This window comes from Pseudomonas sp. FSL W5-0203 (assembly GCF_001896155.1).
Lineage (GTDB): Bacteria > Pseudomonadota > Gammaproteobacteria > Pseudomonadales > Pseudomonadaceae > Aquipseudomonas > Aquipseudomonas paracarnis.
In genome coordinates, this window is the sequence record NZ_MPOR01000005.1 from 41,838 (window position 1) to 65,559 (window position 23,722).

The following is a 23,722-nucleotide window of genomic DNA, read 5'->3' on the forward strand; positions in this document are numbered from 1 at the left end:
GCCGGTTAACTTGAGCTTATTTACCCGCGAATGAGAGGTGCATCACGGATCCACCTGCCCCATTAACTCGGGATGCTCTCCGGCCGCTGGGCATAGCGTTGGGCCAACGCCGCGCAGACCATCAACTGGATCTGGTGAAACAGCATCAACGGCAAAATCAACACGCCCATGCTCGCCCCGGCAAACAGCACCTGCGCCATCGGCACGCCGGTCGCCAGGCTTTTCTTCGAACCACAGAACAAGATGGTGATGCGGTCTTCCTGGTTAAAGCCAAACGCCTTGCCCAGCAGCGTAGACGCCACCAATACCAGGGCCAGCAGCACGCAGCAAGCCACCACCAAGCCGCCCAACTCCCACAGCGGGATCTGGTGCCAGATGCCTTCGTTGACCGCCTCGCTGAAAGCCCCGTAGACCACGAGCAGAATCGAGCCCTGGTCGACGAATTTCAGCCAGGCTTTGTTACGCCCGACCCAGCCACCGATCCATCGGCTGGCAATCTGCCCGGCAATGAACGGCAGCAACAACTGCACGCTGATTTTGACAATCGCATCGACTGTGGAGCCGCCATCCCCATGCACGTTGAGCAGCAGCGCTACCAGCAGCGGCGTCAGGAAGATGCCGAACAGGCTGGACGCCGCCGCGCTGCAGATGGCCGCCGGGATGTTGCCGCGGGCCAGGGAGGTAAAGGCAATCGCCGATTGCACAGTGGCCGGCAAGGCGCAGAGGTAGAGCATGCCCATGTACAGCTCGTTGCCGATCAACGGCGACAGCACTGGCTTGAGCGCCAGGCCCAACAACGGAAATAGTACGAAGGTCAGGCTGAACACCAGCAAATGCAAACGCCAGTGGCCGGCACCGGCGACGATAGCCTTGCGCGACAGCTTGGCGCCGTGCAGGAAAAACAGCAGCGCGATGGCCAGGTTGGTGACCCAGCCGAACGCCACGGCGGTCTGGCCGCTGGCGGGCAGCAGTGAGGCGAGGATCACGGTGGCGATCAGAGTGAGGGTGAAGTTGTCGGGGAGAAACCGGGGCCGGGTCATAAGCAATTCTTCCAGGGGTTGCCAAGAGCGTCGCGACGACTCTAACGTAACCACCTGTTACCGACTAACGCCAATGAGCCAGTAAATGCCGCCTAAAGGACATGAAAAAGCCGTTCGCCGCAGTGTCCCAGGGCTTTCCAGCCTGCCGAGGCCGGTGTACGGGCGTACTGAATCCTTGCCCAACCGTGCGCTGACGCGACGCCACAGCCACCCGTGGGTGCAGCTGTCCTACGCGATTTCCGGAGTGCTGGAGATCCAGACCAGCGTTGGCCGTTTCGTCGCACCACCGCAGCGCGCGGTGTGGATTCCGGCCGGCATGCCCCATCGGGTGTTCAGTTCACCCCATACGGAAATGCGCAGCTTATACCTCGATTGCAGCGTCACCGCCTGGGCCGCCGAGCGTTGCCAGGTGCTGGAGGTGAGCAGTTTGCTACGCGAGCTGATCCGCAACTTCAGCCAATTGCCGGTGGAATATACCGAGGACGGGCCGGACGGGCGCCTGGCTCAGGTACTGCTCGATCAGCTCGCCGCCGCACCCCAGGTGGATTTGATGTTGCCACTGCCTCACGACCCACGGCTGCGACAGATCTACCGCAGCCTCAACCTGCATCCCGAGCAGCAGACGACGTTGGGCGAGTGGAGCCGAAAGCTGGAGGTGAGTGAAAAGACCCTGAGTCGGGTGTTCCTGAGTGACACCGGGCTGACGTTTCGCGCATGGCGCCAGCGCCTGCGCCTGTTGAGCGCTCTGCCCGCCCTGGAACAAGGCGAGCGGGTGACGGATGTGGCATTGGGGTGTGGCTATGAATCGACCTCAGCCTTTATCAATGCATTTCGTCAGCAGTTCGATTCCACCCCCGGTGAATTCTTCCGCTGACCCTCCCTCACGACGCAAATAATCCCCAAACCGACGCTCGGCTGGTATTGTGCCGCGCTTTGAAACACAGCAACCGACTGCGAGGAATGGACGTTGAACACTGACGAAAAAATGACCGGGGACCTGTTCGAGGTTGATAAGCGCCTGTCACTCAAGCCCGTGGTGGACTTCAACGCCTACCTGCGCAGCGCCTTCGGTGACGGCCCTTGCACCTGCGTGCGCTGCACGGCCAACGGCGGCGATGAAAGCGGTTATGAGTTCCAACACACCTTCACCTTCGACACCAAGCCCCTGCACCGTCGCTTCGCTTCGACGGCGGGCAGTGATGTGTTGATGGCGTTGAAGAAGGCATGGTTGTCGTACACCAAGGCCGAGCTGCCGCTCAGTGGCGTGTTGGCGCTGGACACAGTCAACGAGTTTGTCGAGCCACAGTTGCACAAACGCCTGGCGCCGCTGTTTGTCGCCAGTGGGTTGGTCAAGGATGTCGAAGGCCAATTGCGCATCCAGCCGCAAGCCGCAGCCTGACACCGGTTAATGTGGGAAACACCACTGTCAAAGCAAAGAAAATCCATGTGAGAGCTGGCTTGCCTGCGAAAGCGGTAGTGCAGTCACAGATGCAGTGACTGTCACACCGCCTTCGCAGGCAAGCCAGCTCCCACATTGGTCATGCATTGCCCACAAAATCAGCGCCCGGCACAGATCCCCTGTGGGAGCGGGCTTGCCCGCGAAGGCGGTGTGTCAGTCACTGAATATTCAACTGAACCACCGCTATAGCAGGCAAACCAGCTCCCACATTTTTCCGGTTATTGGCCTAGAACCCGGGAACACCTTGTACGCGCAACTCAGGGGTCAGTTCGTCCACTGGCTCGGTCAGCGGCCGGTCGCTCCCACCCGGTAGCAGGATCACCTTGCGGCACTCCTCCTCGGCTTTATCAAACAGCTCATACCCCCGCGCCGCCTGTTCCAGGGGCAGCCTGTGAGTGATGATCGCCTCCGGGTGCAGATGCCCCAGCTCGATATGCTCCAACAACTCCGGTAAGAACCGCTGCACATGGGTCTGGCCCATCTTGAAGGTCAGGCCCTTGTCGAAGGCATCGCCGAACATGAAGCCATGGATAAACCCGGCATACACCCCGGCGACGCTGACCACGCCGCCACGGCGTACGGCGGCGATGCACTGGCGCAGAGCCTTGCCGCTGCTGCCTTCGACCTTGAGGGCAGTGAGCAGGGTTTCCGTGGTGCTGCCCTTGGCCTCGAACCCCACCGCGTCCACCACGCCATCGACGCCGCGCATGCCGGCGGTCTGGCGGATGATGGTGTCAGCCGGGTCATCGTCTTCTTCGAAGTTGATCGGGATCACGCCGTAGGTTTTCTGCGCGTAGGCCAAACGATACGGATGGTCGTCGACCATGAAGATCTGCTCGGCGCCCAGCATCTGCGCGCAAGCCGCACTGAGCAGGCCCACGGGCCCGGCGCCATAGATGGCCACGCTGGAACCTTTGCCGATGCCAGCATTGGTCACCGCCTGCCAGGCGGTAGGCAGGATATCGGAGAGGAACAGCACCTTCTCATCCGCCAGGGTGCCGGGCACCTTGAACGGCCCGGTGTTGGCCTTGGGCACCCGCACCCACTCCGCCTGGCCGCCGGGAATGCCGCCATACAAACGGCTGTAGCCGAACAGCGCGGCACCCGGCGGGATGGCTTTTTTATTCAGGATCGCACCGCGCCCATCGTTGGTGGTTTCGCAAGCGGCGAATTGCTGGAGCTGGCAGAAGAAACAATCGCCACAGGCAATCACAAACGGAATCACCACACGGTCGCCGGGTTGCACGGCAGTAACGGCCGGGCCGGTTTCTTCGACGATGCCCATGAACTCATGGCCGAAGATATCGCCGTGCTCCACGGTCGGGATCTTGCCCCGGTACAGGTGCAGGTCCGAGCCACAGATCGCAGTGGCGGTGACCCGCAAAATAATGTCGTCGGGTTGTTCAATGATCGGATCGGGCACGGTATCCACCTGCACCTTGTGTGCGCCCTGGTAAGTCATCGCTCGCATGCTCTGCGCTCCTGCCGTTGAGGGGTTACTAATTAAGGACAGAGCAGCCCCTCAGTGTTCCTTCGACGTAGAGCGACACCCGATCAATGGTCGCCGCGCGTCTGGGCCAACAGCAGGTCGACTACCTGGCGCACGCTGGCAATTGCATCGGCGCCGCTGGCCTGGGCCTGGGCGTGCCAGCGCAACTGCTCAGTCGCGCTGTTGCCGCGTTGCAGCAAGGCATCCAAGGTATCGAACAACAGCGGCTCGCCCATGGCCTCTGCGGTGGCGGCAAAGGTCTGTCGGGCGTATTGCAGCCATTGCTCAGCGCTGCCCAGGGTGCCGGTGTCGTCCAACGCAAAGGTACCAGCGGCCCCATAACGCTTGGCCTGCCAGCGATTCTCCTTGAGCAGCCAGCGCGCCTCGGCACTGAACCTGGCTCCAGGGCGCTGCATCGCGCAGGCATGGGTAACCATCACCCGAAACAGCGTGGCGAGGGCCAAGGCGTCCGCCAGCCGTGGGCAGGCGTCGGTCATGCGCAGTTCCAGGGTGGGGTAACGCGCCGCCGGGCGAATGCCCCACCAGCCATTGCCATCGGCCTTGATCGCGCCGATGCGCTGCAAAAGGGCCAGGTAGCGCAGGTACTCGGCCCAGTCGCTAAAGTGCTCCGGCACGCCCATGCGGGGCCACTCGTCGCACGCGGCCTGGCGGTAGCTCATGAAGCCGCTGGGCGCGCCGTCCCAGAAAGGCGATGAGCAACTGAGCAGCAGCAACAACGGCAGCCACGGCGACACCTGGTTCATCACCGCGATACGGTCCAGCGTTTGCGGCACCTGCACATGCACATGCAGCCCGCACAACACACTGCGCCGCGCTACATATTGAATATCGTCGAACAGTTGCCGGAAATGCGCCTGATCGGTCGGCTGTTGCCCACGCCAATCGGCCAGGGGATGGCTGCCGGCGCACACCACACCGAGGCCGAACTCAGCCAGGGATTGCGCCAGGTTGCGGCGTACTGCTCGGAAGTAGTCCGCCGCTTCGGCGCTGGAGGTGAACACCGGAGAGGCCGCCTCGATCTGGCCCTGGAACATCTCAAACGAGAAGCCTGCGCCAATCGCTTCGCGGCAGGCTGCCAGCACCGCCGCCGAGGGCTCGCCGACCATCTGGCGGCTGTGCAGGTCGGTGATGAAGTATTCCTCTTCAATGCCAAAGGTGAGCATCGGGTATTCAGCGCAATCGGGTGACAGTCAGTGCGACCACGGCGATGCGCTCCACCTGCTCATAGCCGGGCTTTTCCAGTTCTTCACCGAAAACGTCCGGGTCCAGTTCGCGGTAGGTCCAGCCGTAGGCGTCGCTGCCTAGCAGTGGCTTGACCGCCTCCAGGAAAGGGTCGCTGCCGGCCACCATCGCCACCCCGGTATACAGCAGCAGGCTACCGCCCAGGGCCAGGCGCCCGATGGACTCACTGACGATGCGCAGCGACAACTGCTCCCCCAAGGCGCCGCCGCCATGGCGATAGGCGCGCTGGCGGTCATCTTTCATGTACGGCGGGTTGGCGACGATCAGGTCGAATTCGCCCTCCACACTGGCCAGCACGTCACTGTGGTACACGCTGACGTTATTCAGCGCGGCCAGCTCGGCATTCACCGCGGTCATGCGCAGGGCACGGGGGTTGATATCCACCGCCAGCACCTGGGCGTCATGCCGGGCTTTAGCAATCACCAGCGCGCCGACGCCGGCGCCACAGCCGATGTCCACGGCGCGCTTGAGCGGCTCGAAACGTTGTTGCAGGTAAGCTTCGATTACCTGGGCAAAGCGATAGCTATCGGGGCCGAAAAACACCGCGTCCGCCTGGTCGGTGGGATAAGGCGAATGGGCGAACAGCAGCTCGTCGAGGCTCGACCATCGCACTGCGCTGCGCCATAGCGCGCCGTGCTTTTCGATCACATCCGCTTGCTGCAATTCTCCACGCAGGGCCTCGGGCAACAGGCCTTGATCGAACGGCATCGACCAACCGAACACATCGCGCAGCGTCATTGCCAGGGGCGTCGCCAGCCGCCGATAGACACGCTCATGGGTCAAGGGCGTTGGCGTGATAAAGCGATAACCACCCTCCTTCAACCCCCGGCCCAGATTCAACAAGGCACGATCAGCCAGTTGTTGCGCAGACATAGGCACATTCCTTAGCGCAGGCGCGCACGCAGTTGGATAAAGCGGCGAGTGGCATACAGCCCGGCAGGCGTGCAATGACGGCGTGCCGACAGCCACGGGATCAGTGCATTGAGCTGTTGCTCATCGGGCAAGTTGCACAATGACTCCGCCAAAGCCTGGGTATCCGGGTCCGCTGGACGATGCTGCTCGCGGGAAAACCGGCTGCCGCGTCCCGGCCGCACGGGCGGCACGCGTTCGCTGGCAACCCATTCACCCGCAATCCAGTCATGGATCAGTTGTTTTTCAAAACCGCTGAACACTCCGAACATCGCGGCGCCAGCGCCCTCGATCAATTGCCAGAAGCGACTGTTGGTGGGGTCCTGGTTGTGCTTGATCCAGCCTTTGTCTTCGAGGGCCTTGAGGAAAGCGCCGATCTGCCCAGGCCGGGCCAGCCATTGGTTGACGGTCTGCCCTTCAAAGCGGCAATAGTCCGAATGCATGTGCTGGCCGAAGGCGCGCTTGCGCTCAAGCATCGCCACCACCTCGTCCTGCAGGTTGAACTGTTTGATCACAGACGTAGTACCCGGCCCCAGATCATTCAGACGGTAGCCTGCGGCCACACGGCGATAGAAGTCTGCCCTGCCCTCGCCCAGCGGCAACAGGTTCAGCACCGATAGCGCCGCCTTGCTCGCATGGCCACTGCTGGCGTTGTCGATGGTGACATGCAGCGTGAAGTAATAGGGGTCGATACCCAGTTCACTGAGTTCATAGGCCGTGATCAACAGGTGCAGCGGCAGCTGTTCGTAACCGAGGTTGAAGCCAATGACCTCGGGCAGGAACTCGTCGGCGCACACACCCAGCGCCAGTTGCAGCGCGCCCTGCAGGTAATGCTCATCCTCAAGGCCGGCTTCGCTGTCGGCATCGTGCTCGCTGAGCAACTTGCGGTAGATCACCACATGGTTCTGCGCAGCTTCACCGTCGCCCAATTCTTCCAGGTAAGTGGTGAGCAGGCCGTCGAAGCGCTGGTCTTGCCAATAGCGCAGCAAGCCATAGAGCCAGGCGCCGTCGACCTGTTTGGTCGGCGCCACGCACTGAAGAAAGTACAAAGCATGGGCCTTGTTTTGGAAATACCGCCGTGGCCCACCGTTTCGACGCTGTTCCAGATAGTCGGCATAGGCCTGGGCCACCTCGGCGCAGCGTTGCTCGACCCAGGCCATCAGCTGTTCGGGCGCCTCTGGCAAGTCGCAATCGGTTGCCTCTACCAGGGCCAATTGATCGTGCAGGTATTCACGCGCCAGTTCGGTGGCGTCTTGGGTTTCGCCATGCAGCTGTTGGTAGACCCGTTGATGGCGGCCCTGGGCCGAGTCGGTGAGAGAGGCCGGCTGGCCTGACAGCGCTGTGAGGAGTGTCATGATGGCAGTTTCCGCAAAGTCCGTTACAACGGGCCTCCCACAAGGTGGCCCTGCAATAGCGCTTGAAAACATGCGCTTCTAAGATGCAGAACCTTGAGATGTGCGGAAAATTCAGATTGGATTGTTAACGTGGGGACAAGCGGTCGCGGTGCTATTGCGATGGGGACATTGGGTCACCAAATCGTGCCTCACGCGATATGAGGAGAAAATCAGGGATACTCTTGCCGAGCGTGCAACACGTTGACTATCTCGATGCGCTCTGCTGTTACTCGATACACTAGGACGTAATTGGGGTGAACGACGACCTCCCGCGTACCGGGCACACGGCCGTTCGGATACAGGTAAGGATGCTCGGTCAGTGGCAGAGGCGCACCTTCAAGACGTGTCTTGATACGTCGCGCCGCCCCAGGATTCTCTTCTGCAATGAAAGTAACGATGTCAATCAGGTCGCTGATAGCCTCATCAAGCCAAACAACGCTTAACATCAGGCTTTGGCCCACTGCTTGCGTTCTGCTTCAAGGATAATCGCCTCGACCCTCGCCATGACTTCGTCATGGGGTACACCGGGTCCGGGGTTGGCCAAGCTTTTTTCGACTTTGGCGCGAAACCAAAGATCATGACTATTCGCCTGCTCCTCGGTTTCAAATTCGGAAACAATTGGGGAAAGTGGAACACCCATAAGATGACCTCCTGTATGAATGCTCAGCAGTTTAGTCCCAAGCTAGCAAGCTGTCTCGGAGCACCAGATGAAATGCAGGTGGCTCACCCACAAAAAAAAACAACGGCACGCAAGCGTGCCGTTGTGTTCAGCTCATTCAGCGAAATTACTTACGTGCCGCCTCCCACTGCTTGAGCAGGTCGTTGTAGTTCACGGTTTCGCCCTTGGGCTTCTCGTTGGCCAGTTTCGGCTTCGGCGCGCCCGGCTGGTCAAACCAGTATTGCGCGTCACGCTCGGGGTTCATTTTCGGGCCGCACACCGGTTGCACCTTGGAGCGTTCCAGGCGCGTCATGATCGCATCCTGCTCCTTGGCCAGGTTGTCCAGCGCCTGTTGCGGGGTTTTCTCGCCGCTGGCCGCTGCGGCGATGTTGCTCCACCACAGTTGCGCCAGGCGCGGGTAGTCCGGCACGTTGGTGCCCGTCGGGGACCACTCGGTGCGGGCCGGGCTGCGGTAGAACTCCACCAGGCCACCGAGTTTGGGCGCCATGTCGGTCATGGCCTGGGAGTTGATATCGGACTCACGAATCGGCGTCAGGCCAACGATGGTTTTCTTCAGCGACACGGTTTTTGAGGTCACGAATTGCGCGTAGAGCCAGGCCGCGAGTTTCTGCTTTTCGGGCGTGGACTTGAGGAAGGTCCAGGAACCTACGTCCTGATAGCCCTTCTTCATGCCCTTTTCCCAATACGGCCCGACTGGGGACGGTGCCATGCGCCATTTCGGCGTACCATCGGCATTCACCACCGGCAGGCCCGGCTTGACCATGTCGGCGGTAAACGCGGTGTACCAGAAGATCTGCTGGGCGATGTTGCCCTGGGACGGCACCGGGCCGGATTCGGAGAAGGTCATGCCCGCCGCTTCCGGTGGCGCGTAGGCTTTCATCCAGTCCACGTATTTCTGCGTGGCGAATACCGCCGCCGGGCCGTTGGTGTCGCCGCCGCGGGTGACGCTGGAGCCCACCGGGTGGCAATCCTCTACACGGATGCCCCACTCGTCCACCGGCAAGCCGTTGGGCAAGCCTTTGTCGCCGCCGCCGGCCATGGAGAACCAGGCATCGGTGAAACGCCATCCCAGGGACGGGTCTTTCTTGCCGTAGTCCATGTGCCCATAAATGCGCTTGCCGTCGATTTCCTTGACGTCTTCGCTGAAGAACTTGGCGATGTCTTCATAAGCCGACCAGTTCACCGGCACGCCCAGGTCGTAGCCGTATTTCTCCTTGAACTTGGCCTTCAGCTCCGGCCGCTCGAACCAGTCGGCGCGGAACCAGTAGAGGTTGGCGAACTGCTGGTCGGGCAACTGGTAGATCTTGCCGTCCGGCGCGGTGGTGAAAGACAGGCCGATAAAGTCCTTGAGGTCCAGGGTGGGCGAGGTGAAATCCTTACCTTCGTTGGCCATCAGGTCGGTGATGGACTCGGTCTTGCCGTAGCGAAAGTGCGTACCGATCAAGTCGGAATCGTTGACCCAGCCGTCATAGATATTCTTGTCGGATTGCATCTGGGTTTGCAGCTTCTCCACCACGTCGCCTTCCTGCAGCAGGTCGTGGGTCAGCTTGATGCCGGTGATTTCACTGAAGGCCTTGGCCAGCACCTTGGATTCGTACTCGTGGGTGGTGAGGGTTTCAGACACCACGTTGATCTTCATCCCACGGAACGGCTCCGACGCCTTGATAAACCACTTCAACTCCTCCAACTGCTGGGCTTCGGTAAGGGTCGAGGGTTTGAACTCGCTGCCGATCCATTTTTTCGCGGCATCTTCATACGCATCAGCCCAGGCCGAAGCGCTCAAACCACTGAGGGCCAGTACGGCGGCCAATGAAATGCTATGTCGCAGCTTATTGTTTTTATTCAACATAGAGACCTCCAGGTTAGTTTCAAACGGGGCTTGCAGGAGCGAGCTTGCTAGCCCCAACGCATCACACTCAACAGCCAAACAAGGGAGAGCGCGGACGCCACCCAGATACTCCAGTCGGTAACGCCAATGACCAGCAAATGCAGGTAGGCGCTACCGAGAAGACCGATAAACAAGCGATCCCCACGGGTGGTGCTGATCGGCAGCAAACCGCGCCGCGGGATACTCGGCGAACGTAATTCCCAAGTGGTCATGCCCGCCAGAATCAGGGCAATGCCGCCAAAGAACAGCGCAGTGGGGGTGGTCCAGGCCATCCATTCCATCATCGACTCCTCTAGACCCGGCCCAGGGCAAAGCCCTTGGCCACGTGGTTGCGTACAAACCAGATCACCAGCATGCCCGGCAGGATGGTCAACACCCCCGCCGCTGCCAGCACGCCCCAATCAATGCCGGACGCCGACACCGTGCGGGTCATCACCGCTGCGATGGGCTTGGCGTTGACCGAGGTGAGCGTGCGCGCCAGCAGCAGTTCGACCCAGGAAAACATGAAACAGAAAAACGCCGTGACGCCGATACCGGAGCCAATCAGCGGGATAAAAATCTTCACGAAGAACTTGGGAAAACTATAGCCATCGATGTAGGCGGTTTCGTCGATTTCCTTGGGTACGCCGGACATGAAGCCTTCCAGGATCCATACCGCCAACGGCACGTTGAACAGGCAATGGGCCAGGGCCACGGCGATGTGCGTGTCGAACAGGCCAATGGATGAATACAGCTGGAAGAACGGCAGCAGGAACACTGCCGGCGGCGCCATGCGGTTGGTCAGCAGCCAGAAGAACAGGTGCTTGTCACCCAGGAAGCGATAGCGCGAGAACGCATACGCCGCTGGTAACGCCACGCTCAGGGAGATCACGGTGTTCAGGCTCACGTAGTACAGCGAGTTGAGGTAGCCGGTGTACCAGCTCGGGTCGGTGAAGATCACCTTGTAGTTGGCCAGGGTGAAATCCTGCGGAAACAGGGTCAGGCCGCCGAGGATTTCGGTGTTGCTCTTGAAGGACATGTTCAGCAGCCAGTAGATCGGCACCAGCAGGAACAGGATGTAAACGAGTAGTGGAATCAGCTTGCGCTTGCTCATGTTGGCGGCCTCAGCGGTTGGCGTCGGAATGGGTCATGGCGGTGTAGAACAGCCAGGACACCAACAGGATGATCAGGAAGTACACCAGGGAAAACGCCGCCGCCGGGCCCAGGTCGAATTGGCCGACGGCCATCTGGGTAAGCGTCTGGCTCAGGAAAGTGGTGGCATTACCCGGCCCGCCGCCGGTGAGCACGAAGGGTTCGGTGTAGATCATGAAGCTGTCCATGAAGCGCAGCATCACCGCGATCAGCAGCACGCTTTTCATCTTCGGCAACTGGATATGTCGGAACACCGCCCAGGCCGATGCACGATCAATCCGCGCAGCCTGGTAGTACACGTCCGGAATGGCCCTTAAACCTGAGTAGCACAGCAGCGCTACCAGCGAGGTCCAATGCCACACATCCATCACCAGTACGGTGACCCAGGCGTCCATGGTGTTGGCAGCGTAGTTGTAGCTGATGCCCAGGGCGTTGAGGGTCGAGCCCAGCAGGCCGATGTCGGCACGGCCAAAAATCTGCCAGATAGTGCCGACCACGTTCCACGGAATCAGCAAGGGAATGGCGAGGATGATCAGCACCAGCGAGGACCAGCGGCCCTTGGTGGGCATGGTCAGGGCGATGGCGATGCCCAGTGGGATCTCGATCAACAGCACGCAGGCCGAGTAGATGAACTGGCGCAGCAGCGAGTCGTGCAGGCGCGGGTCGAGCAGCACCTGCTTGTACCAGTCGGCCCCGACAAAATAGCGGCTGGACTGGTCGAAAATGTCCTGCACCGAATAGTTGACCACGGTCATCATCGGGATCACCGCACTGAACGCCACCAGCAGGAACACCGGCAACACCAGCCACCAGGCCTTGTTGTTCTGCACCTTGTTCATGGCGCCACCTCCAGCAGGTAATCGTCGGCGTAGAGCATCAGCCATTGCGCGGGGAAGCTGATGGAAGCCTTGCCTTCCGGCACCGGCTTGTCCTCGGCCAGCCGCACCTTGAGGGTGGCGCCGTCGAGGTTGAGGGTCATGATCTTGTAGGTGCCGAGGTCTTCCACATGGACGACGTCGGCTTGCAGGGCGTCAGGGTTGTACTCGTCCCACACGTGGATAAATTCCGGGCGGATACCAACCTGGAGCTTTTTGTAGTCGGTGGCGTTGAGACGTTGCTGCAACGCTTCGGACAGTGGCAACAGGGTAGTGGCGAACCCTACACCGCCAGCCTTGGCCTGCACCTCGATCAGATTCATCCCAGGGCTACCGATGAAATAACCGACAAAGGTGTGGCTGGGCCGCTCGAACAATTCACGCGGCGTACCGAACTGTACGATCTGCCCGCCATACATCACCGCGATCTTGTCGGCGAAGGTGGAGGCTTCCAGTTGATCGTGGGTGACGTAGACCATGGTGATATTGAACTGCTCGTGAATCTGCTTGAGCTTGCGCCGCAGTTTCCACTTCAGGTGCGGGTCGATCACCGTCAGCGGCTCATCAAAGAGAATGGCCGACACGTCATCGCGCACCAGGCCACGGCCCATGGAGACTTTCTGTTTTTCGTCGGCGGTGAGATTGCGGGCTTTTTTGCTCAGCAGGTTTTGCAGGTCGAGGACTTCGGCGATCTCCTGCACCTTGCTGTGAATTTTCGCTTCGGCCATGCCCTGGTTGCGTAGCGGGAACGCCAGGTTGTCGAACACCGTCATGGTGTCGTACACCACCGGGAACTGGAACACCTGGGCGATATTGCGCTTCTCCGGGGTAAGGTCGTTGACCACTTGGGTATCGAACAGCACCTGGCCTTCGGACGGGCTGAGCAGGCCGGAAATGATATTGAGCAGCGTGGACTTGCCGCAGCCTGACGGCCCGAGCAAGGCGTAGGCACCGCCCTGCTCCCACACATGGTTCATTTCCCGAATGGCGTAGTCTTCTGGCCCAGCGGGCGTAGGGCTGTAGCTATGGGCCAGGTTGCGCAAATGGATCTCGGCCATCAGGCAACCCTCGCGACACGGCGCCCGGGGGCCTGGACCAAGCGGCCCTGACCATCGAACACAAACAGTTTATGGGTGGGGATATACACACGGATCGGCGCGTCGACATCGTATTCATGCACCCCCGGCAGGTGCAGCACCAGCAGGAAGTGCTCACTGCGCACATGCAGAAAGGTTTCCGAGCCGCTGATCTCGGCGACTTCCACGGTCACCGCCAGCTCCAGGTCATCATCATTACTGGGTACCAGGCTGATATGGCTGGGGCGCACGCCAAAGCGGAATTCGCCTTCGCCGATAGGACGCAGGTCAACATTGAGTGGGAAATGCACGAAGTTGGCGAAACTCACTTCGTTGCCGCTGATGCGCCCTGGCATCAGGTTGATCGGCGGCTCGGAGAACAGCTCAGCGGCGAGGACAGTTTGCGGCTGGTGGTAGACCTCGGCGGCCTTGCCGCTTTGGATCACCCGCCCCTCATGAAGAATGGTGGTGGTGCCACCCAAGGCCAGGGCCTCGTTGGGCTCGGTGGTGGCATATATCGCGATGGTGTGGCGCGCCTTGAACAGTTCGCGCATTTCCTGACGCAGCTCTTCGCGCAGTTTGTAGTCCAGGTTGACCAGCGGCTCATCGAACAGAATCAGTTCAGCGTCTTTCACCAGGGCGCGGGCCATGGCGGTACGTTGCTGCTGGCCACCGGACAATTCCAGGGGGTGACGCTGCAGGAATTTCTCGATGCGCAGCATCTTGGCGGTTTCCAGCACCTTGCTCTGGATCACCTCCTGGGACACACCGGCCTGGCGCAACGGCGAGGCGATGTTCTCGAACACGGTCATGGTCGGGTAGTTGATGAACTGCTGGTAGACCATCGACACATTGCGCAGGCGCACCGGCTTTTGCGTGACATCCACGCCGTTCATCAGGATGCGGCCGCTGTCGGGCTTGTCCAGGCCGGCCATCAGGCGCATCAGGCTGGTCTTGCCGGATAGGGTGCGACCGAGCAGGACGTTGAAAGAACCGGCTTCGAACCGCAGGTTGGCGTCGTCGATCCAGGTTTGGCCGTCGACAACGCGGGAGACATGTTCCAGGGTCAATGACATGACACGACCTTTTTATTATTGGAATGAATCTGGTCCGTTGTCAGAGCGAGTTTCGTGCCAAAACCGCAACTGTTTGATGTGTAAGGAGATGGGCGAATCATGGTGTTCGGGAGTGAACAATCCGGCTGAACAATTGAACACTGCCGGGATTGACAATGAACAGTTGTGAACAACACTTTATGCGCGACGAAGATCAAATGTGGGAGCGGGCTTGCCCGCGATGGCGGCGCATCAGTTTGTAGAGGCTGTGCCTGACCCATTGCCATCGCGGGCAAGCCCGCTCCCACATTGTTCGATGTCTGACGTTAGATGGCGCAAGACCCGACAACAATAATAAAGAAGGTCGCACGATGGCCGAACCCTTGACCCACGACACCCTTATCCAGGAATCCTGGCGCCGTTGCCGCGCCTACGGCCTGGATCACCAGAGCACCCCCAGCTTTGACCAACTGCCCGCCGAGGGCATTCGCCATCTCCTGGAAAGCCAGCATTCACTTGTGCAGACCACTCATCAGGAAGTGCTGCCCTACTACGAAAATATCCTCAGCAACTCCAACTGCCTGATCATGCTGGCCGACAATCAGGGCCAGGTCCTGACGTCGTGGGGCACCCAGCGGTTTATCGAACCCACGCTGGCCCGTGGCTTCAGCCCCGGCGCCAGTTGGATGGAACGCGCCAGTGGCACCAATGCCATCGGCACCGCACTGGCCTGCGCCCAGGCCGTGCATATTGAACACGATGAACACTTCCTGAAGGCCAACCGCTTCATGACCGGCTCCGCGGCGCCGATTTTCGATGCCCAGCGCGAAATCATCGCCGTTCTGGACGTGTCCAGCGACAGTTACCTGCCGCCCTCCCACACCCTGGGCATGGTCAAGATGATGAGCCAGACCGTGGAGAATCGGCTGATCCTCAACCTGTTTCGCGGCGAACACTTCCAACTGACCTTCAACACCGGCTTGAGCAACCTCGACAGCCAATGGGCCGGCCTGCTGATCTTTGATGAAAGCGGCCAGGTCCTGTCGGCCAATCGGCGCGCAGATAATCTGCTGGGCATCAGCCTGTCGCGGGTGATGATCGACAGCCTGTTCAAGGTCTCGCTGCTGGAGTTGCTCAACCAACCGGAAGGGCTGCCCTTCGCCTTGCAGGCGGCGGGACGCAATCGGTTCCAGTGCCTGTTGAAGCGGCCCAAACAGATGCCGGTGCAGGCCCGGCTGTTCAGCCAACCGCCGCCAGCACCGACGTCGATCAACCTTCAGACCCTACATTTTGGCGATGTGCGCGTGGAAAAAGCCGTGCGCCAGGCCGAGCGCCTGTTGGAGAAGGACATTCCGCTGTTGATCCATGGCGAGACCGGCGTAGGCAAAGAGGTGTTCGTCAAAGCCCTGCACCAGGCCAGTTCCCGCAGCCGACAGGCGTTGATCGCGGTGAACTGTGCAGCGATCCCCGCAGAGCTGGTGGAATCGGAACTGTTCGGCTACGAAAAAGGCGCCTTCACCGGCGCCAACCAGAAAGGCAGCATCGGCCTGATCCGCAAGGCGGACAAGGGCACGCTGTTTCTCGACGAGATCGGCGATATGCCGTTGCCGACCCAGGCCCGCCTGTTGCGGGTGTTGCAGGAGCGCTGTGTGCAACCGGTGGGCAGCAGCGAGGTGTTCCCGGTGGATTTGCGCATCATCTCGGCGACCAACCGTGCATTGCGCGAGCTGGTGCAGGCCGGGCGCTTTCGCGAGGACTTGTACTACCGCATCGGCGGCCTGACCCTGGAATTGCCGCCGTTGCGCGAGCGTACCGACAAGCAGGCGCTGTTCCAGCAACTGTGGCAGCAACACCGCGAGCCGAACCAGTGGGCCGGGCTGAGTGCCGAGGTGCTGAGGTTATTTGAGCAGCATCCGTGGCCGGGCAATTTGCGTCAGGTGAGCAGCGTGTTGCAGGTGGCGCTGGCGATGGCCGAGGAGCAGCCGATTCGCGCGGAACACCTGCCCGATGATTTTTTTGTGGATTTGCAGGCGACGGTGCCGCAGTCCAAACCTGAGCACCTGGATGAACGCCTCGACCTGAGCCAACGCCTGGAAGCCGTGGGCGGGAATATCTCCCACCTGGCGCGAGAGCTGGGGGTGAGTCGCAACACCCTGTACAAGCGACTGCGCCAGCACGAAGGCTGATTTAACGCCAACTCCAGGAAACGCCGGTGTAAATACCCCGCCCATCCGCCGGGGTGGAGCGCGCCGCGTCCATCCCTTTGTCGTCATAACCCGGCGTGACGGTGTTGGCATAACGGCGGTTGGTCAGGTTGCGCAGGTCGACCCAGGCTTGCCAGTCGTGTTTGGGCGCGTCATAGCCGAACGTGGCGCCGAGGGTGGTGTAGGCCGCCGCATAGTAGGAATTGGCGTAGTCCACCGCTACCCGTGATGCATGCTCGGTGTTGAGGCTGGTGTAGAAACCCGTCGGGTGGCTGTAGCGCAGTTGCGCCTGGTAATAGTGCTTGGGAATGCCGGGCAAGGTGTTGTCGCCGAAACGCTCGTCGTCGCGGTAGTGGAAGTCGCTGAAGGTGTAGGCCTGGCGTAGGTCGAGCTTACCGCTGCCACCGCCGTCCCACAGCGGGCTGAGCAGGCTCAACTCCACACCCTGGTGCACGGTGGGGCTAGCGTTGGACTCGGCGATGATCGCGCTACTGTTGGCGGTTTGGGCCTGGGTTTCCACGGAAAGCAGCTCGTGGCGAACCTCAGAACGATAGAGCGCCAAGTCCCATTGGCCGAGCCAGGCTTCACCGCGCCCGCCGACTTCCAGGGTGGTGGCGGTCTGATTGCGCAGTTTCACGCCTTCGCGCTGCAACCCCGTGGCTGCCCCACTGCCCGGGCCAAAGTATTTGTTCGAACCCCAGATCATCGACCACGCGTGCGGTGGCTCTACCGAGCGGCTCAGGTTGCCGTAGACCTGCAACTGCGGGGTGAAGTCGTAACGCAGGCCAATGCGCGGCGCGTAATCCCAATCATGCTGACTGAGCGGTGCCTGCCCGTCAGGGTAAGTGACCTGGGTTTCGCGGCGCGTGTAGATGGCGGCGAGGCCGGTGGTCAGCCACAGATCCTCCAGCAATTCCAGCTCGTTGCCTACATGCAGCACGGTATCGGAACCCAGGTAACTGTAGTCGCGGGTCTTGGTGCCGGGGGCGTAGATTGCGGTCTTGCCCGCCGGGATGCGCACATATTCCGAAGCGCCATTATTAGGCATCGCCTGGGTGGTGCGCAGACCGACGGTGGTTTTGCTGGCATGGCCGAACAGGTTGTCCTGACGGATGTAGTTCAGGGTGCCGCTGATATCGGTGTAGGCGACCTTGAGGCGGTTGGTGCCCTCGCGCAGATCCATCGGGTAATCGTGATAGGCCAGCCCGACTTCGATTCTTGATGCGTCATCGAGTTGCAAGGTGGTCTTGTTGGCGATCCAGGTAGAGCCCGGTTGCAGGCGTTTTGAATCGCGGGCGGCGTTGAGGCTGTTGGCGGCACGCGGATCATGGCTGATCTGGTCACGCGTGAGTCTGCCGGGAGAATCGTTGGTGGTTTCGCGATAACGCAAGTAGAAGCGCGTTTCCAGGTCCGGGTTAAAGCGATAGCCAAAGTTGGCGGCGATGCCCTTGCCGGTACCAGCGCTCTGGTGCTGATAACCGTCGGACTCCGAATCGGTGAGGCTGATGTAATAGTCGGCGTCCCCCAGCACCTGCCCGGAACTGACTTCGCGTTGGGCATAGCCGCGACTGCCGACCTCATAGCGCACTTGCAGCTTGGGCGCGTCCAAGCCGGTGCGGGTAACGTAGTTGACCGCACCGCCCAAGGCCAATGCACCCTGATCGAACCCGTTGGCGCCACGCAGCACCTCTACCCGGCTTTGCCACAGCGGGTCCTTGAGCTCATAGGGCGTGCCGCCTGGGCCGGTAAGCGGCAGGCCGTCGAACATTTCATACAGGCCGGAGGCATGGGCACCGGGGGCGCGGTTCAGGCCCGAGCCACGAATGGACACCTTCACCCCTTCGTTATTGGCCGCCTTGGCGTAAACACCAGCCTGGTACTTGAAGACATCCTCGTTGGTGCTGACCCGTCCCTGTTGCACGCTGTCCATATCGATGTAATTGGTGCCGCCGGGCACGCTTTTGAGCTGCGCCTGGGCGATTTCTGCGGCGCTGGCCTCAGCCGTGGTGACTTCAACCGGCTCCAATTGCAGGCCTTCGGCCTGTACCAGCGAACTGAGGGTCAAGGCGGCAAAAATAAACGGGGGGTGGCGCAGCAGCATTGGGAGCAGGTCCTTGGAATCCGGGAACGTGCCGGGCCGAGCCCACCACGCGAACAGTGATGGGAAGGCAGGTACGCCCCTCGAGTCACTCCTTAATGACGGACAGGGGCGTATCAAAAACAGGGGTGAATCAGTTTAACCATCGGCAGTTGCCAATGTCCGCATCAGATCATCTGCATCCGACCCCGGCGGAAAGCGAAAGCCATACATTTCGTCAGTGGCGAGAATCGCCCCCAAGGTGTCGCGCAACTGGTCTTCCGTGGGCGAGTCACGCAATAACTTATGCGCCGGCAGCAATAACTCGGCAGACACGCCCTGGGCAGTCGCGGCGTCAATTACCGCATAGAGGATAAACCGCAAGCGTATTTCGCGATCCGTGGGCCAAACCGTTTTTCGTTTACCCAAGGGAGGGCCTCGTGTTTAAGAAAAATCCGAGGCTATTGCCCGCAGGCCAGCCTTTCAAGCCGCCGGAGACAAGATAGGCCGCTTCCTACAGCGGAAAGGGAAACACCGCACCGATTGGTCGATGCGACGGGCCTCACTGCACCGGCAGGAAATTCATCAGCAACAAGCTTTGTGCGTAATTGAGGCCAATGCGCCGGTAGCGCTCATCGAGGATTTGGGTCAGCAGGTCCAACCGCGCGACGATCTTGCCGAACTCAACGGCAAAACTGAGGTTACTGCCCTCCTCCGATATTTCATTGGAAAACAACAGCAGCACGCCATTGGCATCCTGACGCTGGCTGAGCAGCCAGGTGGCCTTTTCGATATTACGCGCGGCATTGCTGACAAACTGCGGGTTGATCGAGTCGGTCACATAAAACTGCGTGCGCCCGCCGTGAGCGGTCACAAGCATGCTGCCAATCGCATAGATGAACGCGCCGACGCGGTCGCCGCGAAAGTCGGGGCTCAAGGAATAGCTCAGGGCAGCCAGGTCACGCCGGTCACCCAGTGCGGGCAAGGGTTGGCGATTTTCGATGGCCTGGCGGATTTTCCGGGCGGCGGTCACCGCATCCGGATACCCCGATTGACGCCACTGGTTGGGGTTGCGCAGGTAGAGCTTGCTCATCAGCAGGTAGAGGCTTTGCAGGTTGTCACGCATCCCCAGGGTGGCCATGCGGTCGACGCTGGTCTGGAAGAACTCATCGGGCTTGCCGTCGCTGAACTGCCTGGCGATATCGCGGCCCTGTTGTTGGCTGCAACCCACTGCACACAGCGCGAACATCGCAGCCAGCAACAGCGGCCATCGGGTGGTAAAAATCGTAAACGTTCGATCCATCGGCACCGGGTCTGATTCTGTGGGCCGCACGCGGGAGTCGGGTGGCCGGGACAGAGGTAGATCAGCAAAATGGAAAAAAGTGCAGCGGTGCGGGTCGGATCAGCATCGGCTTACAGCCACAAGGAGGTGAACGAGACCAAGGGGACCAGCAGACGAAGCCCGGCACAGGGCCGGGCTCTTTGGCCTGAACGCCTTCAGGTCTTGGGATGCTCAGTAGCTACTGAATCGGCCGCATCTACATCCGACATATCTTCTTCAAGAGGCGCCTCGTCATCCGGCGGCAGCGGGATATTGTCCTCGTCACGCCGCGGGTCATGGCCGGTCTCGTTATCGGTGCCCCGGGTAACCGCTTGCTGGGAAATGTTGCCTGGGGCTTTCTCGTTGATTTCCATGCTGGCACTCCGTTTATAGGCTCGGGATATCCGCGCTTAGGATTGAGAGGCTGCATCGGGATTGAGAGTGCCGGGCGTTAGACGAATGGCGTTTAGTAGGCAGTCGGGGTGAAAGAAAAACTGCTGCCGTGCTGAGAAATTCTGCGGCGAACAAGGTCTCCCGGCTTCATATCAATTTCTGATTCGATGATTCTTGAGGTGCCGAAAAGCATGTATTTCGAGACACCAAGAATATGCTTGCCAGGGGCCAGCCCAAACCTGGCAACCTCCCCAGGGTGAAACTCGGCAGCCGGTTTTCCATCAATATGCAAAATAAAACGGACTTCAGCTCCGTAGATGCCCGAGTCTCTAGTCACCACCAACTGAGCCGCGTTCTTTTCCGTAAAGGCATACATTCTTGTGGATGGCACAGGGTCTGCGATGTCGGCAGATATAGGCGATGTGGAGCACCCACCAAGAGCAGCAAGCAGTAATGCTCCGATTAAGCCTCGCATATCGTTCCCTCAAAAAATTTGTGCGACTTTAACATCCACGATAACCATAACAAGCTGGCTGTTCGCTATGTCTTATCTGATGGTCGTTCTCCCCACCCACCGTTTGCCGCAGCAGAGCGACACCGGTCATCAATCTTCGGGATTGTTGTCAGCAAACGACTTATTCAGTAGGCCCTGAACGACACTGTCGGGATCACCCAGCAATTGCTTACTGAATGCCTCTCCCTCGGCTGGACGCGTCGCGAGTAGCCCCCAGGACTTTGTTCCATCTGCGTTAAAGACCACGATTAGCTGATTGTCTGCACAATCATGTGGCTTGCACATGTGGCCTACCGTAAAGCGCTTACCATCCGCCGAAACCGTCTCGACTGGCGACGCTGTGCCCTGAGCTTTACTGACCCAGTCCGGATAACTGAGCATCTCTGCGTAGGCTTTTTTGTAAGGCGCTTTGCTGGCAATCTCGGGCAGATATTGCTCAGCCCAAACGCCTTCAGAGACTAGCATCATGGAGGCACCCGCCAGCATCGAAAGGCTCAGTATTTTCATTCGAATGACTCCATCTCGCTGACTTTTCAGCCGCTTTCGCAGGTTGCACTTAAACATCGGTATGAAAGCTGGGACAGGGCACTGTTTTAGAAGTTTCGACGTTCACCTAACAAACAAGCTTGAAATCATGAGGCAGGCCATGGCTGCCGTGGAGAGAAGTAAATCAGTCAAGCTAAAAGCTCCGTACTGTGCTTAGTAATGAATACGCAGTGCGAGGGCACGTGCACGATGACAGCTCCATACGGATCCAGTAAGACAGCATAGTCTTGTAGAAAAAGTGCTGTGATGACGGCGGTCATTTGCTTCGTGTACTTTCGACCCTCGACTTCACTTACGGATGAGTATCATGAATGACGATTTGAAGCAGTCAGGCTCTACGACTACATCACAAGCCACCACCTCTCTAGAGCAGGTCAAAACCGGCAGGGTCCTGGATTTTACCTGGGCGCCAAACGCCAACACCACGACCACCATCGTCTCGGCAGACTTTGTCGACTACAAGGTCGATACTGCCCAGGGCAGCCCCACTGGCGACAGCCATTCCATTGCACGATTTACCTATGTCCAGGGCAAAGGCGGTGGCCAGATCAGCCAGCTCTTTCTGGAAGAAATGCGTGCCGGTGTACGTGCCAATACCCAGATCGGGTTGATGGTAGGACGCAAATGGGTTCTGGACCCCAATGGGGAAGTTTCCGGCAGCATTGGTACATACGTGGTTGAGCAATTCGACGACATGCGCGCCAGTGTGAATTATGTCGGCTCCTTCGCCCGGGTCTTCGCTGATCCGAGAATGGTCAGTTACCACGCTGGCGGACATGTGCACACCAATGTTTCTATCACCGGCAGCAGGCCCTTGACCATGCCGGATTCAGGCAAGTCGATGCTGGTCATCAGCGATACAGATGTCACGCTGACAATCGGTGATGATGTGATTGAAGGGTTCAAGGTGAATCTAATCCAGGCAGCCGCCGGCAAGATCAACATTGCCGTATCCAGCAGCCACGTGATCTACAGCAACGCTGGAAGCCGCACGCACACGCTCAATCCACTGGATGAGCTGGAAGTCAGTACCTTCCCATTCGGGCCGGTGTTCCTGGCCTTTCGAGTTAGACCAACTGCCTAAATAGCCCGGTATAACCAAACCCCAGAAACGCAAAAGCCCCGCTTTCGCGGGGCTTTCGTGTAAATCTTGGCGGGAAACCAGGGATTCGAACCCTGGAGACGCTATTAACGTCCGCCGGTTTTCAAGACCGCTATGCAAATGCAGGCTGGCTGCGGCCTTGAATGCAAAAAGAGTTCCACTACTGAGAGAAATGTATAGAGCTGGAGATCGCATCTCTACAAGGGGTACGCTTTTAGTTTTGGACTATCTTAACACCCCTCCCAGCGTCATATTGGAAACTGCACGCTGCTAGCAAAACGCCTTTGCGGTCTGCATAGATATCAAGAAATAAGGATTATTATGCTTCGAAACACTCGATACTGAGAACTTCTTAAGTCACAACGTTAATTTAAACGCATCGGTGGGCACGATATAAATAAGTTTTCTTCACGAGCCAGATATTCAGCGCCAGCTAAATGTAAAAGTAGCTTGCCCATTGGCAGTACCAGGCTGCAAGCTTTTACCAGTTCGCACGTATCGCGCTCGTAGAGGGATTTGAAATAACGCTTCGCCACGCTTGATTTCACCTGCTTTCCATTGATTCACATTGTCTGGGGCAGAAGAGTCAGGCCCGAATTTAAGAAGGTCATCACCGTGAAAAATTTGTATACCTATCCCGCTTGCAGTTGAACCAGTACCTAACGAAAGTACATCCGAAATATTTCCTGGTGAAACAACATCAGTCAAAGTGACATAAGGATATGTTGACACACCTACATCCCCGCCCGTGCAGGACAGTGATATAGAAAAATAGCTTGGACTTGATACATCTCCGATGTTAGCAAAAGAGCTCAAAGATAACTTCCCCAATCGCACCGGAATGACGGGCGTGGAGACCTTACAACTTGGTCCGACCTTGACCGAGGAAGCACCATCAACTTGCAGAGTGAAATTCGCCATGCAAGGGTTACCGTAGTAAGTACACAGATACATAGATAACCTAGGAACAGTAACCGAAGTAGTGCTAATGGATCCTACCTTAACGAGTTCAATTGAGAATTTTTGCTCATAGCTGTCACCCGCTGCCCACTGTTTTATAGGATAGTCAACTCCAATCTTTACATTTACTCCACCGGGGTAATCCCTAGTAGTAGCCAACACCTTATACCTCACTCCTATACCTGCGACACCCGTAAAAAAAAACATCTTCAAATCCAGACACTTTGGATGCGCTTGATCTAGTTGTGAAATAGAACTCATCGACATCCCCACTCAACTGCGTAACAACTATAGGAGAAGACCAAATAACACTACCAATGGCAAGACTACCTGGGGTGCTTATAGAC

Annotated in this window: 24 protein-coding genes; 4 read left to right on the forward strand and 20 right to left on the reverse strand. The window is 59.1% G+C overall.

Features of this window, described 5'->3' with window-relative positions; genetic code table 11:
• Window positions 1-62: 62 nt before the first annotated feature.
• Window positions 63-1,040, reverse strand: a complete 978-nt coding sequence (locus tag BOP96_RS06880) for a bile acid:sodium symporter family protein (RefSeq protein WP_073452236.1) — start codon at window positions 1,038-1,040, stop codon at window positions 63-65.
• 85 nt (window positions 1,041-1,125) lie between these two features.
• Here BOP96_RS06880 and BOP96_RS06885 point away from each other — a divergent pair, with 85 nt between their 5' ends.
• Both BOP96_RS06885 and BOP96_RS06890 read left to right on the forward strand, forming a co-directional pair.
• Window positions 1,126-1,914, forward strand: a complete 789-nt coding sequence (locus BOP96_RS06885; RefSeq protein ID WP_014718855.1) for an AraC family transcriptional regulator — start codon at window positions 1,126-1,128, stop codon at window positions 1,912-1,914.
• A 93-nt stretch (window positions 1,915-2,007) separates the two neighbouring features.
• Window positions 2,008-2,439, forward strand: a complete 432-nt coding sequence (locus BOP96_RS06890; RefSeq protein WP_060766986.1) for a hypothetical protein — start codon at window positions 2,008-2,010, stop codon at window positions 2,437-2,439.
• 286 nt (window positions 2,440-2,725) lie between these two features.
• Here BOP96_RS06890 and BOP96_RS06895 read toward each other — a convergent pair whose 3' ends face one another.
• The 12 genes from BOP96_RS06895 to BOP96_RS06950 form a co-directional block, all read right to left on the reverse strand.
• Window positions 2,726-3,970: a zinc-dependent alcohol dehydrogenase gene (locus BOP96_RS06895; protein ID WP_073452238.1), complete on the reverse strand. Its 1,245-nt coding sequence runs from the start codon at window positions 3,968-3,970 to the stop codon at window positions 2,726-2,728.
• Between the two features lie 83 nt (window positions 3,971-4,053).
• Window positions 4,054-5,172 carry a carboxylate-amine ligase gene (locus tag BOP96_RS06900; RefSeq protein ID WP_060766988.1) on the reverse strand — a complete coding sequence of 373 codons (1,119 nt, stop codon included), beginning with the start codon at window positions 5,170-5,172 and terminating at the stop codon, window positions 4,054-4,056.
• A gap of 7 nt (window positions 5,173-5,179) precedes the next feature.
• Entirely contained in the window at window positions 5,180-6,124 is a 945-nt protein-coding gene (locus BOP96_RS06905) for a methyltransferase (RefSeq protein ID WP_073452240.1), read from the reverse strand.
• A gap of 11 nt (window positions 6,125-6,135) precedes the next feature.
• On the reverse strand, window positions 6,136-7,515 hold the full coding sequence (locus BOP96_RS06910; protein ID WP_073452242.1) for an iron-containing redox enzyme family protein: 1,380 nt from the start codon (window positions 7,513-7,515) through the stop codon (window positions 6,136-6,138).
• A gap of 209 nt (window positions 7,516-7,724) precedes the next feature.
• On the reverse strand, window positions 7,725-8,000 hold the full coding sequence (locus BOP96_RS06915) for a type II toxin-antitoxin system RelE/ParE family toxin (protein ID WP_019816805.1): 276 nt from the start codon (window positions 7,998-8,000) through the stop codon (window positions 7,725-7,727).
• A complete protein-coding gene (relB, locus tag BOP96_RS06920; protein ID WP_014718861.1) occupies window positions 8,000-8,194 on the reverse strand; it encodes a type II toxin-antitoxin system RelB family antitoxin in 195 nt (64 codons plus the stop codon). The genes BOP96_RS06915 and relB overlap by 1 nt, the downstream gene beginning before the upstream one ends.
• Window positions 8,195-8,339: 145 nt before the next feature.
• A complete protein-coding gene (locus BOP96_RS06925) occupies window positions 8,340-10,082 on the reverse strand; it encodes an ABC transporter substrate-binding protein (RefSeq protein ID WP_003192009.1) in 1,743 nt (580 codons plus the stop codon).
• 47 nt (window positions 10,083-10,129) lie between these two features.
• Window positions 10,130-10,402, reverse strand: coding sequence for a DUF2160 domain-containing protein (locus tag BOP96_RS06930; protein ID WP_014718862.1), 273 nt, complete (start codon window positions 10,400-10,402; stop codon window positions 10,130-10,132).
• 11 nt (window positions 10,403-10,413) lie between these two features.
• Window positions 10,414-11,214 (reverse strand): carbohydrate ABC transporter permease, encoded by an 801-nt coding sequence (locus BOP96_RS06935; protein ID WP_003192012.1) that lies wholly within the window; start codon window positions 11,212-11,214, stop codon window positions 10,414-10,416.
• A 10-nt stretch (window positions 11,215-11,224) separates the two neighbouring features.
• Window positions 11,225-12,091 carry a carbohydrate ABC transporter permease gene (locus BOP96_RS06940; RefSeq protein WP_003192014.1) on the reverse strand — a complete coding sequence of 289 codons (867 nt, stop codon included), beginning with the start codon at window positions 12,089-12,091 and terminating at the stop codon, window positions 11,225-11,227.
• The gene (locus BOP96_RS06945; RefSeq protein ID WP_056783757.1) at window positions 12,088-13,185 is read right to left on the reverse strand and encodes an ABC transporter ATP-binding protein; all 1,098 of its coding nucleotides are present in this window, start codon (window positions 13,183-13,185) and stop codon (window positions 12,088-12,090) included. Before BOP96_RS06945 ends, BOP96_RS06940 begins: the two co-directional genes overlap by 4 nt.
• The gene (locus tag BOP96_RS06950; protein ID WP_014718865.1) at window positions 13,185-14,279 is read right to left on the reverse strand and encodes an ABC transporter ATP-binding protein; all 1,095 of its coding nucleotides are present in this window, start codon (window positions 14,277-14,279) and stop codon (window positions 13,185-13,187) included. The genes BOP96_RS06945 and BOP96_RS06950 overlap by 1 nt, the downstream gene beginning before the upstream one ends.
• Window positions 14,280-14,629: 350 nt before the next feature.
• Between BOP96_RS06950 and BOP96_RS06955 the strand changes: the two genes are divergently transcribed.
• A complete protein-coding gene (locus BOP96_RS06955; RefSeq protein WP_073452245.1) occupies window positions 14,630-16,444 on the forward strand; it encodes a sigma-54-dependent Fis family transcriptional regulator in 1,815 nt (604 codons plus the stop codon).
• 1 nt (window position 16,445) lies between these two features.
• Here the strand turns inward: BOP96_RS06955 and BOP96_RS06960 are convergent, their stop codons facing one another.
• From BOP96_RS06960 to BOP96_RS06985, 6 genes are all read right to left on the reverse strand, one after another.
• Entirely contained in the window at window positions 16,446-18,563 is a 2,118-nt protein-coding gene (locus BOP96_RS06960; RefSeq protein ID WP_073452247.1) for a TonB-dependent receptor family protein, read from the reverse strand.
• 135 nt (window positions 18,564-18,698) lie between these two features.
• On the reverse strand, window positions 18,699-18,968 hold the full coding sequence (locus BOP96_RS06965; protein WP_019816804.1) for a hypothetical protein: 270 nt from the start codon (window positions 18,966-18,968) through the stop codon (window positions 18,699-18,701).
• Window positions 18,969-19,101: 133 nt separating this feature from the next.
• A complete protein-coding gene (locus BOP96_RS06970; protein WP_032902865.1) occupies window positions 19,102-19,842 on the reverse strand; it encodes a hypothetical protein in 741 nt (246 codons plus the stop codon).
• Window positions 19,843-20,036: 194 nt separating this feature from the next.
• Window positions 20,037-20,234, reverse strand: coding sequence for a hypothetical protein (locus BOP96_RS06975; protein WP_014718870.1), 198 nt, complete (start codon window positions 20,232-20,234; stop codon window positions 20,037-20,039).
• A 92-nt stretch (window positions 20,235-20,326) separates the two neighbouring features.
• Window positions 20,327-20,728, reverse strand: coding sequence for a hypothetical protein (locus BOP96_RS06980; RefSeq protein WP_014718871.1), 402 nt, complete (start codon window positions 20,726-20,728; stop codon window positions 20,327-20,329).
• A 129-nt stretch (window positions 20,729-20,857) separates the two neighbouring features.
• Entirely contained in the window at window positions 20,858-21,274 is a 417-nt protein-coding gene (locus BOP96_RS06985) for an Ivy family c-type lysozyme inhibitor (RefSeq protein WP_032902864.1), read from the reverse strand.
• Between the two features lie 346 nt (window positions 21,275-21,620).
• Here BOP96_RS06985 and BOP96_RS06990 point away from each other — a divergent pair, with 346 nt between their 5' ends.
• Window positions 21,621-22,397: a hypothetical protein gene (locus BOP96_RS06990; RefSeq protein WP_073452249.1), complete on the forward strand. Its 777-nt coding sequence runs from the start codon at window positions 21,621-21,623 to the stop codon at window positions 22,395-22,397.
• A gap of 441 nt (window positions 22,398-22,838) precedes the next feature.
• On the opposite strand, the gene BOP96_RS06995 is transcribed toward BOP96_RS06990, so the two are convergent.
• Window positions 22,839-23,636 (reverse strand): fimbrial protein, encoded by a 798-nt coding sequence (locus BOP96_RS06995; protein WP_175562981.1) that lies wholly within the window; start codon window positions 23,634-23,636, stop codon window positions 22,839-22,841.
• Between the last annotated feature and the right edge of the window lie 86 nt (window positions 23,637-23,722).